Raw genomic sequence first — 15,973 nt, 5'->3', positions numbered from 1 at the left:
AGACAAGACATCTCTTAATGGCATCTACCGCAGGCATGCTGCTTGCGGGCACGGCTTTTGCGCAAGTCTCCGATGACACGCTTGTTGTCGGTCTTAGTGCGGACATCACCACGTTTGAACCGGCTGCCGTTTCCAGCCGCGACAACGCCAACGTGGTTCGGCACATCTTCGACACGCTGCAGTCGATCGAAGCCGATGGATCGGTGGTCCCCGATCTTGCGACGAACCTGTCCATCTCGGAAGACGGGCTGGCCTATACCTATACCATCGAGGCCGGTCGCACCTGCCACGATGGCGAAGCGCTGACGGCAGAAGATGTTGCCTATAGCTTCAACCGCGCCAAGGACCCGGCGAATGCATTCACCGGCAACACACCCGGCTTCGTGTTCTCATCGGTCGGGTTCGTCGATGCTGTCGCGCTCAGTGATACTGAAGTGCAGATCAACATCGGCGCCCCGAACCAGATCGCCTTCGGCTTGTTGGCCGAGGTCTATGTTCACTGCAAAGACAGCTACGAGAAGATGACGCTTGAACAGGCTGCGACCTCTCCGATCGGGTCGGGCTCGTACAAGCTGGAAAGCTGGACACCCGGGTCTGAGGTTCGCCTCAGCAAGATGTCGGAACCCGGCACCTTCCAGAACATCCTTTACCGGATCATTCCTGAAGCATCGACCCGGTCCGCCGAACTGATGGCAGGCAATGTCGACATCATCACCAACGTGGCCCCCGACCAGATCGACGCGATCAATGGGTCCGACACGGCGGCGGTGCAGTCGATCCAGGGGACCCGGCGCATGTATGTCGGCTTCAACCTGTCGCCGGAATTCGCTGCCATGCCGGGCGGCGATGCGATCCAGAACCCCGATGTGCGCCGCGCGCTGCAATATGCGGTCGACGTGCCGGCGATCTGCGCACAGCTGCTGAACTTCCCATGTGAGCGGGCGACGGGCATCGTGAACCCGCCCAACGCCAATAAGTCGCTGACGCCGTATCCCTACGATCCGGCCAAGGCCGAAGAACTGCTGGATGCTGCCGGCTGGCCGCGTCAGGCGGATGGCACGCGCTTCACGATCCGCTTCCAGGCGGGCCGCGGACGGTATCTGAACGATGAAAACGTCGTTCTGGCCGTGGCGCAGTATCTGTCGGATGTTGGCCTGAAGGTCGAAACCGACATCATGGAATGGGGCTCGGTCTATGTGCCTCTGATCCGCGAACGCAATGTCGGCCCGCTGTTCTTCCTCGGCTCCGGCGGGGGTCTGTGGTCGCCGCTTTACGACATGACCGACCTTGCGAAAGTGGACAGCGGGACGAACTACACCCACTGGAACGATCCGCGCTGGTTCGATCGCTGGACTGACATTGCTGCCTCGAAGTCGCCGGAAGAAACCCGCGTCATCATCGATGAGATGCTGCAGGTGTTCTACGACGACGGCCCCTGGCTGCACATGTACTTCCAGCCTGACTTCTACGGTGTCTCCAAGCGTCTGAACTGGACCGCGCGTCCGGATGAGAAGGTCTACCTCTTCTCAGCAACTCTGAACTGACGCGACTCTGCGGCACGCGGGGGCATCTTCGGCCCCGCGTGCCCGCACACCCTGCGATCCCTGCTTGGAAAGGCCCCCGGTACCATGTGGACGTTCATCATCCGAAGGCTGCTTCAAAGCGTCATCGTCATTATAGGGGTGACCCTGATCAGTTTCGTCGCCCTTCAGATTGGCGGCGATCCGACCTTCCTGTTCGTCAGCGAGCGCGCGACGCCAGAGGAAATCGAAATGATCCGCAAGGCGCTTGGTTTCGACCAACCGCTGCACATCCAGTATCTGACCTACCTAGGCAATATCCTGCAGGGCGACTTTGGCAATTCTCTCAGCTACCGCCAGCCCGCAATGGACATCGTGCTGGGCGCCTTGCCCGCCACGATCGAGCTTACCGTCTTTTCAATGATCTTCGCCATCGGCCTGGCCATCCCCTTCGGTGTCTTTGCCGCGCTTTACCGTGGCACGCCCGTGGATGGGGGTATCATGACGCTGGCGATGTTCGGTCAGTCGATCCCGAACTTTTGGCTTGGGATCATGATGATCCTGTTCTTTGGCCTGTATCTCAACTGGTTCCCGATCTCGGGGCATGTCCCACTGATCATGCCGCTTTTGCAGGGCGACTTCATGACCGCGCTGACCAACATCCCCAGCTCGATCTACTACATGGTCTTGCCGGGCGTTGCGGTCGGCTTCTACTCGCTGTCCCGTAATGCCCGGCTCGTTCGGTCCTCAATGCTTGAGGTGCTGGGCCAGGATTACGTCCGAACCGCCCGGTCAAAGGGGATCAGTGAGCGGGCCGTGGTGATCAACCACGCCCTGCGCAACGCCTGGCTGCCTGTTGTCACGATGGTTGGGCTTGAGTTTGGCTTCCTTCTTGGCGGCGTTGTGGTGATCGAAACGGTGTTTTCCTGGCCTGGGATCGGCCGTCTGGTGTTCAACGCGATCAACCAGAAAGACATTCCCGTGGTCCAGGCCTCGGTCATCGTGCTGTCGGTGATCTTCATCGCCCTCAACCTGATCGTCGACTTGATCTATGCGCGGATCGACCCGCGCGTGAAACTCTGAGGGGCGCGCCAGATGACCAATCTTCCCGATGCTTTCGCCATCGCGCCCGTCACCGGATCGAACTTCAGCCGAGAACTGCGCCGTGCCGGGCGCAGCATGGTGGCTGCGAAATGGCCCCTGCTGGCGCTGGCGATCCTGTTTGTCGTCGTCGTTGTCGCCATCTTCGGCCCGTGGCTTTCGCCCCTGGACCCGAACCGCCAGAACATCATGATGCGGCTGGCCGGCCCTATGGCCCCCGGCCCGAACGGCGCCACCTTCGTCATGGGCTCGGACGCACTTGGCCGCGACGTGCTGTCCCGGCTCCTTTACGGCGCGCGGGTATCGCTCATGGTCGGCATTTCGGCGATCCTCGTGGGCGGAACCCTTGGCACTATTGCCGGCCTGGTTTCGGGCTATTTCGGGGGCTGGATCGACGACGTCATCATGCGCCTTGGCGACATTCAGCTGGCCTTTCCCTTTATCCTTCTGGCGATCATGTTTCTGGTCGTTCTTGGCCCGGGGCTGGTGAACCTGATCCTGGTCCTCGGGATCGGCCAATGGGTCACCTATGCCCGCATCGTGCGCGCCCAGACCCTTTCCCTGCGCGAAAAAGAGTTTGTAGAGGCCGCCCGTGCCATGGGCGACAGCACAACCTCGATCATGTTCCGGACCATCCTGCCGAACATCGTGGCACCGCTGACCGTCATTGCCTCTTTCAACGTGGCAAGCGTCATCCTGGCCGAAGCGTCGCTTTCCTTCCTTGGCCTTGGTGTCCCGCCCGAGACGCCCACCTGGGGCAGCATGCTGGCCCAAAGCCGTGACCAGCTGATCGCCAACAAGTGGTGGCTGGCGGTCTTTCCCGGCATGGCGATCGTGGTCACCGTGCTCAGCTTCAACATCATCGGCGACTGGTTGCGTGACCTGCTTGACCCTCGCCTCAAGGAACGGGGATAGATCATGAAAGTCGGAATTATCGGGGCCAGTTTCGCCCGCGCGGCCTACCTGCCAGCACTGGCCCACGTGCCGCGGGCCGAGGTGGTGGCCATCGCCTCGGGCCGGATGGAAAGTGCCCGGTCGGCGGCGGATGCGTTTGGAGTGCCTCATGCCTATGACGACTGGCAGGCCATGCTGGCCGATCACGCCTTCGACCTTGTGTGCATCGCCACCCCGACCAACCTGCACGCAGCCCAAACTCTGGGCGCGCTGGCCGCAGGGGCGCATGTCCTTTGCGAAAAGCCCACCGCGATGAATGCGACTGAGGCCGCGCAGATGCTCCACGCCGCCGAGGCTGCGGGCCGCATCCACATGATCGACCACGAGCTGCGCTTCAACCCGAACCGCGCCCATATCGCGCGGATGATCGCCGAGGGCGACTTGGGCCAGATCCGCCACGTCAACATCGCGAACATCGGCAATTCCTGGGCCAACCCTTCCAGCCGGCCCAAGGGCGACTGGTGGTCGCTGGCCGATCAGGGCGGCGGTCGCCTTGGTGCCAATGGCAGCCATCAGGTGGACATGCTGCGCTGGTGGCTGGGTGAGGTGGCATGGGTCACCGGCGCCGCGCCGACCCTGATCCCCGACCGCGTCGACAAGGCCACCGGAACGCCATGGACAGCGACCGCCGACGATCTGGCATGGATGGGGCTTGAAATGGCAAGCGGCGCCCTTGCGCAGGTCTTCATGTCCGGTGTCGCGGCGCAGAACATGGGCAACCAGACGCAGATCTTCGGATCAAAGGGGACCATCACCCTCGACAATGCCGATGAAAAACTTTGGTTCGCCAAGGCAGGGCAAGGATTTGAAGAGATCACGCAGCCAGACCCCAACGCTGCACTGCCGGGGCTGAATGCAGGCATCTGGAACGTCTCAGTCGTCGCTGTCATGCGCGAGTTGGCCGCGGCAATCGCCGAGGGCCGTCCGCTGGCGCGGGGGGCCACGTTCCGGGACGGGTTGGCAAACCAGAAGGTACTGGACGCGGTTCGCCAGTCTGGCACGGAACGGCGCTGGGTTCAGCCGTGACACCGCTTTCCTCGCAGACCATCGTCGTCACGGGCGCGGCCCAGGGCCTCGGCGCTGCCATTGCCCGCCATCTGTCGGCGCAAGGCGCGCGGTTGTTCCTGATGGATCGCGACGCGGACGCTTTGGCCGAAACGCAAGCCCAATGCCCCGGCTCGACTGCGCTGACGGTGGACCTGTCGGACGCCGCCGCCACCGCCGCCGCCATCGCCCAACTGCCCGCTGCCGTCGACACCCTGATCCACAACGCCGCCATCCTGCGGGTGGAGGCCGTCGAGGATACCAGCCTCGCCATCTTCCAGGCCACGATGAACGTCGGCATCCAGGCAGCCTTTCAGCTGACGCAAGCCGTCTGGACGCAAATGAAGGCGCGGGGGGGCACTTTGATCTTTGTTTCCTCCCGCTCTGGCATCGAGGGCTTCGTGAACGAGACCGCCTACTGCGCCGCCAAGCACGCGCTGGAAGGCTTCTCCAAATGCCTTGCCATGGAAGGCGCGGCCCACGGCATCGCCTCCTACACCATCACCCCGGGCATGCTGATGCACACCCCGATGAGTGAGACGACCTACGGCCCCGAACAGCGCGCCCGCTGGGTTGACCCGATCCGCCTCGCCCCCGCCTTCGCCCATCTGGCACAGAAGCGTCCCATGCAGCTGTCAGGTCAGCGGCTGGACGCCTGGGCCTTGTCCACAGGAGCCGACACATGACCATGCAAGCCATCTACGACTGGATCGACGCGAACGCCGATGAATGCATCCGTGATCTGCAAACCTTCGTGCAGCAACCTTCGATCAGCGCCCAGAACGTCGGCCTGCGCGAAGGCGCCACACTGATCCGCGACATGATGCGCCGTGACGGCCTGCCCGCCGATTTCCACGAACTGGCGGAGGGCCCACCCGTGGTCTTTGGCCATCTGGAGGCGAAGACGAAAGCCAAGACCATCCTGTGCTACGCCCACTACGACGTGCAGCCGCCCGAGCCGATCGACGCCTGGACGCATGGCGGCCCCTGGTCAGGCGCGGTGGTGGACGGGGTCCTTTACGGGCGCGGCGCCACCGACAACAAGTCCGGCGTCTTGGCCTTCACCAAGGCCGCGAAGGCGTTCATGCAGGTGCGCGGGGAAGTGCCCGCCAACCTTAAATTCCTGATCGAGGGCGAGGAAGAGATCGGCTCGCCCAATCTTGCCGCCTGGGCCGAGCAGAACAAGGATCTCTTGGCTGCTGACGGGATGCACTGCCTTGATGGCTCTATCGAGACGGGTACCGAAGTGCCGGACGTATCGCTGGGCCTGAAGTCCGTGCTTTTCGTCGAACTGATCGCGCGGGGGGCCAACAAGGACATCCACTCGCTCAACTTCCCGCTGGTACCTGCTCCAGTCTGGGACCTGATCCGTGCGCTGAACAGCATCATGGACGAAAACCGCCGCATCCTGATCGACGATTGGTACGAAGGCCTCTGGCAACTTGGCCCCGATGATGAGGCGCAACTGGCCGACAAGGCGGGACGCGTCGATCTGGCGGCGATGAAAGAAGAATGGGGCATTGATCAATTCGCAATGGGCCGCGACGGCATCGACGCTCTGCGCGCCCGCAGCTATGAACCCACCGCCAACATACAGGGCCTGATCGCGGGCTATACCGGCCCCGGCACCAAGACCATCGTCCCGAACGAGGCGCGCGCCCGCCTTGATTTCCGCCTGATCCCCAATATCCAGCCCGACGCCGCGATCCGCCGCCTTAAGGCGCATCTCGTCAAGCATGGTTTCGGCCATATCGAAGTCAAGGCCTTCGACGGGGCCGAACCGCCCTACAAGATCAGCGTCAAGGAAGACATCAGCCAGGCCATCATCGCCGCCGCGACTGAGGTCTATGGCGAATTGCCCATCGTCAACGGAGTCTCCGCCGAAGGCGCAATCCTGCGCCATGTCTGGATTCCTTGCGTGCTGACCGGCTTTGCAAACCCCGGTGCCAACCTGCATGCGCCGGATGAGAACATCCACATCGACAAGTATATCAAGGGCATCAAGTATGCCGCCGCGATCATGGAACACTTCGGCCGCAGTGGAGAGACCCTGTAATGGACATCCGGTTCGACACCTACCACGACTATGACGCGATGACTGGGCATCTGCAGGCGCTGGCAGCCGCCTATCCGCACTTGGCAACGCTGACCTCTATCGGCCGAACCCATCGCGGGCGCGACGTGTGGTTCATGCAGATTACCAACCCCGAGACCGGCCCCGCTTTGGAGAAGCCGGGCTTCTACATCGATGCCCAGATCCATGCCGAGGAACACGCGACTTCTGCCACCGCGCTTTATGCGATCCACTACCTTCTCACCCGCTACGGCACTGACCCTGAGGTCACGCGGCTGGTCGATGGTCAGGTCTTCTACATCATCCCCCGCATCAATCCCGATGGGGCGGAATACGCGCTGAAGGCGCCCTATCACCCCTGGTGCGGCAACGGGCGCTGCCTGCCCGGCGAGGACCGGCTTGAAGGGCTGCAAGCGCAGGACATCGACGGCGACGGCTACATCGTCAACATGCGCGTCCCCGACCCCAAGGGCGAATGGAATAAAGACCCCGCCGAGCCGCGCCTGATGATCCAGCGCGAACCGGGCGAAGAGGGTGGCGAATACTACCGCATCTACCCTGAGGGCCTGATCCCCGACTACAACGGCGCCGACGTGAAGATCCTGCCGCAGGCCGACGGCAACATGAACCGCAACTTCCCGATCAACTGGTCGCCGCAGGAATACGGCGCGGGCGAATACCCGCTCTCGGAACCCGAGACGATGGGCATGGCGCGGCTGATCCTGGACCATCCCAACATCTGCGGCATGTGCGCCTATCACACCCACGGCGGCATCATCCTGCGCCCTTCGATGATGGCGATGGATGCCGAAATGAGCCCGCGCGACCTGGGTCTTTACAAGGCCTTGGGCGAGGTCGGCACCCGGCTGACCGGCTATCCCGTGATCTCCACCTATGAGGACTTCACGCCCGACAAGTCCAAGGTCCGCCACGGCTCGCTCAAGGACTGGGTCTATGAAGAGATGGGCATCATCTGCTTTTCGACCGAGCTATGGGACATCGAGATCGCCGCCGGGGTCGAGAAGAAGGGCTACTACAACCTACGCCCCCGGGATGCGGACGTGCAGCGCAAGCTTTTCAACTGGGTCCTCGCCAATGTCGGCGACCACGGCTTCCGCGACTGGCAAGCCTTCGACCACCCGCAGCTTGGGCCGGTCGAGGTCGGTGGAATGGTCTATATCTGGAGCTATCGCAACCCGCCCGGAAAGCTGTTGGAAAAGGTCTGCCACGACAACACACTGTTCAACCTGCGCCACGCCGCAGCCGCACCCCGCGTGCAGGTCGACAGCGTTACGGTGACACCGCTGGGCGGCGACCTCCACAAAGTGACCGCCATCGTCGCCAACCACGGCTATCTGCCCACGAACCTTTCGGACGTCGCCGTCAAGAACAAGGTTGCCCGCCCGGTGACCGTGACCATCGAAGGGGCCGAGGTGGTGATGAACCCGACGACTGCCGATCTGGGCCATCTGGCGGGCCGCAACGAACGCAACTATGAATACTCCAACTGGGGACAGCAATGGGCGCCCGTGGCCCGCAAGGTCGAATGGTTGGTGCGCGGAACCGGACGCGTCACTGTCACCGCCCGCTCTGAAAAGGGCGGCACCCACCGGTTTGAGACGATGTTATGAAACTTGCTGAAATGAACTGGGCCGATGTGGCGGCCGCAGCCCAGCGTGCTCCGCGGGCGGTGCTGCCCATCGGGTCAGTCGAACAGCATGCGCAGCTGTCTCTGTGTGTTGACATGATCCTGGCCGAAAAGGTGGCGCTCGATGCGGCTGAACCCCTGGGCGTCCCAGTCTGGCCAGTGATGCCATTTGGCCTTGCGCCCTACTTCGTCGCCTACCCAGGTACGGTGACGCTGCGGGTGGAAACCCTTCTGGCGGTGATGCGCGATACCCTCGCCTCGATCCGCCGGGCAGGGTTTCGCCAGATCCTGATCGTGAACGGCCACGGCGGCAACGCACCTGTCGACGCTCTGGCGCAAGAGCTGATGGCGGATTGGGGTGACACCTCGATCAAGTTCCACAACTGGTGGCGCGCGCCGCGGACCTGGGCCTTCGTGCAGGAAAACGGCGGCGGCAGTCATGCCAGCTGGATGGAAAACTTCCCCTGGACCCGGCTTCCACATGCTCCGGCCCCGGCGGGCGACAAGCCGATGGCCGATTTTGACCTGCTGCGCGCCAGCCCGCCCGCCGCTGCCCGCGCCATGCTGGGCGACGGCAACTTTGGCGGGGCTTGGCAAAAGCCGGACTCGGTGACGGATGCCCTCTGGCATATCGGGGTGGAAGAAACCCGCGCCGCGCTGGAGGGGCCATGGGCCTGACCCTTGACGGGACGCCCGCCCTGGTGACGGGCGTGGTCGGCGGCATCGGCGCGGCCATCGCCCGACGCTTGGCCGATCAGGGCGCGCGCGTCACGGTAACCGACCTGCCTGGCACCGCCTTCGATGCCGCCTGCGCAGTGCTTGGCTTGCCGGGAATAGCTGCCGACCTTGGCCATATCGCCGATGTCCGTGCGCTGGCCGACCGGCTGGCGGACGCCCCGCCCCTTATCGTGGTCAGTGCGGCAGGTGGCGTGCGGGACCAGGTCCGCCGCCCGGTCGAAGACGTGCCCGAAGACGACTGGCAGGCGATCTTCGCCGCCAACGTCGACAGCGCGTTCCATCTGGCCCAGGCCTTCGGCCCGGCGATGAAAGTGGCGGGGCAGGGGCGTCTGGTCACCATCAGTTCGGGCGCGGGCCTGCGCGCCAGTCTGACCGGCATCCAGGCCTATGCCGCCGCCAAACACGCGCTCGTCGGCCTGACCCGCCAACTGGCGCTGGAACTGGGCCCGTTCGGCATCACCGTGAATTCCGTCGCCCCCGGCTTTGTCCTGTCCAACCCTGCCAGCCGCGCCCAATGGGACAGCTACGGCCCTGACGGGCAGGCAGCCATCCTTGCCGGCACCCACACCCGCAGGCTGGGTCAGCCTGAAGACATTGCAGGCGCCGTGGCCTTTTTGGCCGGGCCGGACGCCAGCTGGATCACCGGTCAGGTGCTGTCTGTGGACGGTGGCCATGCCTGAAGCCAAGGCGCAGCACACCGCGCACCCGGCCTCGCGCCCGGTCGAGGTGCTTGGCCTGACCGATACCGTCAGCCCGTCGAAGGGATTGCGCACGATGTGGCGCGTCCTGCGCATCGGGATGGAAACGCCCTGGCAGATGGCCTTCGCGCTGGTCTCCACTCTGTTCGCGGCCGTGCTGCAACTGATCATCCCGCAGCTTCTGGGCCGCGCGGTGGACCAGACCCAGGTCGTGGCGACAGGCGGTGACGAGGTCGCAACCCGCGCGCTTCTGGTCACGTCGCTGCTGGTCCTGACGGTGTCAACCCTGCGCGGCCTGTTTGCTACCTTTCAGAACTACTTCAGCGAGGCGGTTGGCCACCATACTGGCCTGCGGCTGCGGTTGGCCTATTACGACAAGATCCAGCACCTCAGCTTCGGCTTCCATGACCGGATGCATTCCGGCGACCTGATCACCCTTGGCCTCCTTGACCTTGAAGGCGCGCGGATGTTCTTCGCCACTGGGGTGGTGCGCCTGTTGCTGCTGGTTGTTCTGATCGGCTTCGGCGGCTGGTGGCTGATTGCCATCGACCCGGTGCTCGGGCTTTTGGCGCTCAGCTTCGTGCCCTATGTCGGCTGGCGGTCCTCGACCTCACAGCTGGAGCTGCGCCAGACCTGGCTTGACCTGCAAGAACGCCTGTCCGTCCTGACCCGCGTGATGGAAGAGAACCTTGCTGGCATCCGAGTCGTGCGGGCCTTCTCCGCGCAAGACCATGAACTGGCCAAGTTCCGCTCCGCTTCGGAACGGGCGCTGGACCTCGCGCATGAGCGGGTGGAGCTGCGGGTGCGCAGCACCTCGGCGATGACGTTGTCGTTTTTTGTCGCGATGGGGCTGGTCCTGCTGGTCGGGGGCTTCAAGGTGCAGGCGGGCAACATGACCGTGGGCACCCTGACTGCCTTCCTGACCTTCATGATGATCCTGCAGATGCCCGTCCGCCAGCTGGGGATGCTGGTCAACTCGGTCGCTCGCACCTCAACCTGCGGCGCGCGCATCTTTGCACTTCTGGACCTGCAGCCAGCCGTGTCGACCGCCCCCGATGCCCAAGCTCTGACCCTGACCGAAGGCACCCTGCGGCTTGACCGCGTCAGCTTTGCCTACCCCTCGGCCCCCGATCACCTGGTGCTGCGTGACATTTCCTTCACCGCCCAGCGGGGTGAGGTGATCGGGATCATCGGCGAACAGGGCAGTGGCAAAACCACCGTCGCCCAGTTGATCCCGCGGTTCTACGATGTGACCGGCGGGTCCATCACCCTTGACGGCCAGGACATCCGCGAAGTTACGTTGCCCTCGGTGCGCAAGGCGGTCGCGGTGGTGACGCAAGACGTGTTCATGTTCACCACCACGATGGAAAACAACATCGCCTATGGCGACCCATGGGCACCCGAGGCCGGGATCGAAACCTCCAGCAGCGATGCACAGCTGCACGACTACATCAACGCTCTGCCAGAACGCTATAGCACGGTTGTGGGAGAGCGTGGCGCCTCGCTGTCGGGCGGGCAACGCCAGCGCATGTCGATCGCGCGCAGCCTGATCCTCGACCCCGCCGTGCTGATCTTTGACGACAGCACCGCAGCCATCGATGCCCGCACCGAAGAGCGCATTTTCGCCGCCATCCGCGCCAAGGCCGCAAGTCGCGTGACCATCCTGATCGCGCATCGTCTGAACACGCTCATGCATGCCGACCGCATCCTTGTGCTGGACTGCGGCACCATCGCCGAACAGGGGACCCATGCCGAGCTTCTCGCGCTGAATGGCCGCTACCGCGCGCTTTATGACCTGCAGCACCAATCCTTCGGAGATCGGCCATGAGCGGCGAGACCGAGATGGAGCGCAACGAGGTGCGGGAAGACGGCCGCCGCCCGCCGCGTGCTGTCGTCGGATCGCACCGCATCAAGGAAGAGATGTTCGGCCGCGTCTTCGACACGAATGTCATGCGCCGCATCTGGGTTTTCGTGCGCCCCTACCGGCGGGAACTGGTGATTTCGGTCATCTCGGTCCTGGTCTTCACGCTGTCGCAACTGTCGATCCCGATCATCATCCGCACCGCGATTGACGAAGGCTTGCTGGCCCCCGATGGGCGCAGCGCCCTTATCTGGTCCGTGCTGGCCTTTGCCGTGGCGATCCTTGTCAACTTCCTGTCCAGCTTTGTTCAGGAAAGGATGGTCGGCCGCGTCGCCGAGAACGTTCTCTTCGACATTCGTGAGGCGATGTTCGCCCACCTGCAGCGCGTATCGCAAAGCTTCATGGACAAGACCGAGGTCGGCCGCCTGATGTCACGCCTGCAAGGTGACGTGAACTCGATGCAAGAGTTTCTGGAAACTTCGGTCATTTCGGTAGGCGATCTGGTGCTTTTGTTCGGCATTGTCGGCTGCATGCTGTGGCTGGACTGGCAACTGGGCCTTTTGACGCTGTCGATCCTGCCTGTCCTCTTTCTGGTTCGCATCGTCTGGCTGCCGCGCGCCCGCGCCGCCTTCATCGCGGCACATGACACGAACTCGGTCACGGCCGGGGCCTTGGCCGAAGGCATCCACGGCGTGCGGACGGTGCAAGGCATGACCCGCCAGACCGTCAACATGCAACTGTTCGAGGACAAGGCCACCGCCAACCTGCGCACCCATCTGGTCGCGGCACGCTACGCCCAAGTGCTTGTGCCTATCGTCGATGCGTTGACCGGCCTTGCGATGGCGGTTGTGGTCGTCATCGGCGGCCAGATGGTGCTGAACCGCAGCATGGACGTGGGCGTGATGGTCGCCTTCCTGTTCTTCATCCAGCGCTTCTTTGATCCGGTCCGCTCCCTCACCATGCAGTATTCCGTCATGCAGCGCGCCATGGCCTCGGGCCAGCGCCTGACCGAGGTGCTGGACGTGCCCGTCGGCATCAAGGACGCGCCCGATGCGGTTGACTTGCCGCCCGGCATGCCCGCAGCCGTTGAATTCCGCGATGTGCAGTTTTCCTACGTCCCTGGCCAGCCGGTCCTGCGCGGCGTCAATTTCACCGTCGCTCCCGGTGAGACGGTGGCCCTTGTCGGTCCGACCGGGTCAGGCAAATCCAGCATCATGTCGCTGATCCACCGCTTCTATGATGTCTCGGAAGGGGTGGTTCTGGTCGGTGGGCATGACGTACGCCAGCTTTCCCAAAGCTCACTTGGTGCGCAGATCGCGATGGTCTTGCAGGAACCGTTCCTTTTCACCGGCAACGTGATGGAGAATATCCGCTACAACAAGATTACCGCCACCGACTCCGATGTGATGCAGGCCGCCCGCACCGTTGGCGCGCATGACCTGATCCAGCGCCTGCCCGATGGCTACCAAACGGAACTGAACGAACGCGGCGCGAACCTCTCGATGGGCCAGCGCCAGCTGATCAGCTTCGCCCGCGCGCTGGTCGCCGATGCGCCAATCCTTGTGCTGGACGAGGCGACCTCCAGCATCGACAGCCAGACCGAAAAGCAGATCCAGACCGCGTTGGCAATCCTGCTGCGGGGCCGGACCGGCCTGATCATCGCGCACCGTCTGGCCACGGTGCGGAACGCGGACCGGATCCTGATCCTCAGCGCGGGGCGGATCGTTGAACAGGGTAGCCATTCGGAACTGATCGCCCAAGGCGGCATCTACGCAAGGCTCTTCAAGGCCAATCATGCTTCGTTTGATGATGGGCCGGTCTGATGAGTGCCCGAACTTGATCACAAGGTGAGGTTCGCATTCATCGTCGCCGCAGCCGCCGAAGCCACCCCAGAAGCTGGCTTCCAGCGCGATGGCTCGCAAGAGGTGGCTTCCGGAAAGCGAATTCCCTGACTTCCGCAAAGCCACCGGCGCGCCAAGGTCCTGATTCTGCAAGTCTTTGAAAATGATTCGTCTGACTGAGGATCACACGACTTGCGCTTGGATGCCCCTGTGAAATTGACTGTCGCTGCCCCCTGAAGTCGAACGGGGGATGCGGAAGCTACAGCGCATTGCCCTGTCCTTTGCGGTCGTTCGGCGCGGACAACACCTGTTCCAGGACCTCAAGACGGGGCGCGGGAAGCGAATGACCAAGAGATAGCCCAGCCCCCTTTTGCGCATATTGCGTTGTTGCTCGCGCTCGCCTTTCAACAGGGATGAAATTGGGGTGAGCTAAAATGCAATTGTATTCTTACGTCGGGACCCATCTGCAGCGGAATGCGCGGGCGGATAAGGCGCGGATTTCGGTCCTTGCATGGCTCATCCTGCTTCTGGGCATGATGGTGTGCTTCGTTCAGCCAACCGCGGCGGCGGATCTCACATTCAATCGGGCCTACACGGGGACCGTCAGCGGACAGACCTTTACCGCCAACGGAACCTTGACCGCCGATGCTGGCAGTGTGAACTTCAACGACGGGGCGACCGGTCGGAACTTCACGAATACAGCCGGCACGCTCAGATACACCGTAGCTGGTGTTCCAACGACGCTGGCCGGCACTCTGGTATCACGTCACCCGGGGGGTGGTTCGGTCGCCGAGGCTGTCGTGTTTACCGCAACGACGACTGGACAATCCTATCTGCTCGTTCTGACCGGAACCTACAGTGCGACCTACTCCGCATCGGGCAGCGCTAACCAGATCCTCAGCCTGCTCAACGCCTACCTCACTGCCTCTACGGCCGACCCGGGGACTTCCACAATTCAGGTGAACGGAGGGACGACGGCGTCGGTTCAGACGGCGGCCAACGCATCGGTCACCGTGGTTGCAAAGCTTGCGGATGGAACAACGATTGCCAATGCGACTGTCTTGCTTGCAGGAACCCCCAGCGCAAACGGTTCAATCACCCCCGCTTCGGCGACGACGGGCGCCAACGGAACCGCGGTCTTTACTGTCACCAACAGTGCTGCTGCAACCGTGACATATCAAGCCACCGTCCAGTTTGGCGGGGCAAATACGATACTGACAAATACGGTCACGGTTGTTTATAACGCCGACACCACCAAGCCAGTGCTGACCGGGCCGAACAGCTCGACCACCGCCGGAGCCGGTACGGACAGCCGCACCATCGAATCCGGGACCACCGCCGTCACCACCTTCACCGCCAACGAGCCGATTAGCTCCTGGAGCCTGTCGGGCACCGATGCGGCGCTCTTCAACATCACCAGCGGCGGGGTGCTGACCCTGCAGGCCCCCGGCGTCGTGGGGACCTATGTGGTCAACGTCATCGGCACCGACGCCTCGGGCAACTTCTCGACGATGGCCTTCACCCTGACGGTCACCGACACCACCAAGCCGGTCCTGACCGGGCCGAACAACGCGACCACTGCCGGAGCAGGTACGGACAGCCGCACCATCGAATCCGGGACCACCGCCGTCACCACCTTCACCGCCAACGAGCCGATTAGCTCCTGGAGCCTGTCGGGCACCGATGCTGCGCTCTTCAACATCACCAGCGGCGGGGTGCTGACCCTGCAGGCCCCCGGCGTCGTGGGGACCTATGTGGTCAACGTCACCGGCACCGACGCCTCGGGCAACTTCTCGACGATGGCCTTCACCCTGACGGTCACCGACACCACCAAGCCGGTGCTGACCGGGCCGAACAACGCGACCACCGCCGGGGCGGGCACGGACAGCCGTACCATCGAATCCGGGACCTCCGCCGTCACCACCTTCACCTCCAACGAGCCGATTAGCTCCTGGAGCCTGTCGGGCACCGATGCGGCGCTCTTCAACATCACCAGCGGCGGGGTCCTGACCCTGCAGGCCCCCGGCGTCGTGGGGACCTATGTGGTCAACGTCACCGGCACCGACGCCTCGGGCAACTTCTCGGTCATGGCGTTTACCCTGACGGTCGCCGACACCACCAAGCCAGTGCTGACCGGGCCGAACAACGCGACCACCGCCGGAGCCGGTACGGACAGCCGCACCATCGAATCCGGGACCACCGCCGTCACCACCTTCACCGCCAACGAGCCGATTAGCTCCTGGAGCCTGTCGGGCACCAACGCTGGCCTCTTCGACATCACCAGCGGCGGGGTGCTGACCCTGAAGGCCCCCGGCGTCGTCGGGACCTATGTGGTCAACGTCATCGGCACCGACGCCTCGGGCAACTTCTCGACGATGGCGTTTACCCTGACGGTCGCCGACACCACCAAGCCAGTGCTGACCGGGCCGAACAACGCGACCACCGCCGGGGCGGGCACGGACAGCCGTACCATCGAATCCGGGACCACCGCCGT

Annotated in this window: 12 protein-coding genes; all 12 read left to right on the top strand. The window is 63.5% G+C overall.

From position 1 onward, the window contains the following. Window positions 1-17 precede the first annotated feature (17 nt). Window positions 18-1,544 carry an ABC transporter substrate-binding protein gene (locus tag Q0C42_RS19390; protein WP_295079961.1) on the top strand — a complete coding sequence of 509 codons (1,527 nt, stop codon included), beginning with the start codon at window positions 18-20 and terminating at the stop codon, window positions 1,542-1,544. Between the two features lie 84 nt (window positions 1,545-1,628). Then, the gene (locus Q0C42_RS19385) at window positions 1,629-2,603 is read left to right on the top strand and encodes an ABC transporter permease (protein ID WP_295079958.1); all 975 of its coding nucleotides are present in this window, start codon (window positions 1,629-1,631) and stop codon (window positions 2,601-2,603) included. Window positions 2,604-2,615: 12 nt separating this feature from the next. Beyond that, window positions 2,616-3,536 (top strand): ABC transporter permease, encoded by a 921-nt coding sequence (locus Q0C42_RS19380; RefSeq protein WP_295079955.1) that lies wholly within the window; start codon window positions 2,616-2,618, stop codon window positions 3,534-3,536. A 3-nt stretch (window positions 3,537-3,539) separates the two neighbouring features. After that, complete coding sequence (locus Q0C42_RS19375; RefSeq protein ID WP_295079952.1) at window positions 3,540-4,601, top strand: Gfo/Idh/MocA family oxidoreductase; 1,062 nt, start codon at window positions 3,540-3,542, stop codon at window positions 4,599-4,601. Then, complete coding sequence (locus Q0C42_RS19370; RefSeq protein WP_295079949.1) at window positions 4,598-5,305, top strand: SDR family NAD(P)-dependent oxidoreductase; 708 nt, start codon at window positions 4,598-4,600, stop codon at window positions 5,303-5,305. Before Q0C42_RS19375 ends, Q0C42_RS19370 begins: the two co-directional genes overlap by 4 nt. Then, window positions 5,302-6,675: a M20/M25/M40 family metallo-hydrolase gene (locus tag Q0C42_RS19365; protein ID WP_295079946.1), complete on the top strand. Its 1,374-nt coding sequence runs from the start codon at window positions 5,302-5,304 to the stop codon at window positions 6,673-6,675. Before Q0C42_RS19370 ends, Q0C42_RS19365 begins: the two co-directional genes overlap by 4 nt. Continuing rightward, window positions 6,675-8,324, top strand: coding sequence for a M14 family metallopeptidase (locus tag Q0C42_RS19360; RefSeq protein ID WP_295079943.1), 1,650 nt, complete (start codon window positions 6,675-6,677; stop codon window positions 8,322-8,324). Before Q0C42_RS19365 ends, Q0C42_RS19360 begins: the two co-directional genes overlap by 1 nt. Continuing rightward, window positions 8,321-9,019: a creatininase family protein gene (locus Q0C42_RS19355; RefSeq protein ID WP_295079941.1), complete on the top strand. Its 699-nt coding sequence runs from the start codon at window positions 8,321-8,323 to the stop codon at window positions 9,017-9,019. Before Q0C42_RS19360 ends, Q0C42_RS19355 begins: the two co-directional genes overlap by 4 nt. Continuing rightward, window positions 9,010-9,759: an SDR family NAD(P)-dependent oxidoreductase gene (locus Q0C42_RS19350; protein ID WP_295079939.1), complete on the top strand. Its 750-nt coding sequence runs from the start codon at window positions 9,010-9,012 to the stop codon at window positions 9,757-9,759. Before Q0C42_RS19355 ends, Q0C42_RS19350 begins: the two co-directional genes overlap by 10 nt. Further along, window positions 9,752-11,605, top strand: coding sequence for an ABC transporter ATP-binding protein (locus Q0C42_RS19345; RefSeq protein ID WP_295079937.1), 1,854 nt, complete (start codon window positions 9,752-9,754; stop codon window positions 11,603-11,605). The genes Q0C42_RS19350 and Q0C42_RS19345 overlap by 8 nt, the downstream gene beginning before the upstream one ends. After that, on the top strand, window positions 11,602-13,461 hold the full coding sequence (locus tag Q0C42_RS19340) for an ABC transporter ATP-binding protein (RefSeq protein ID WP_295079934.1): 1,860 nt from the start codon (window positions 11,602-11,604) through the stop codon (window positions 13,459-13,461). Before Q0C42_RS19345 ends, Q0C42_RS19340 begins: the two co-directional genes overlap by 4 nt. A 452-nt stretch (window positions 13,462-13,913) precedes the next feature. After that, the coding region (locus Q0C42_RS19335; protein ID WP_295079931.1) for a hypothetical protein at window positions 13,914-15,973 on the top strand (2,060 nt) is incomplete at its 3' end.

The organism is Tabrizicola sp. (assembly GCF_022842145.1).
Classification (GTDB): domain Bacteria; phylum Pseudomonadota; class Alphaproteobacteria; order Rhodobacterales; family Rhodobacteraceae; genus Tabrizicola.
This window is presented reverse-complemented; position numbering and strand designations above follow the sequence as displayed.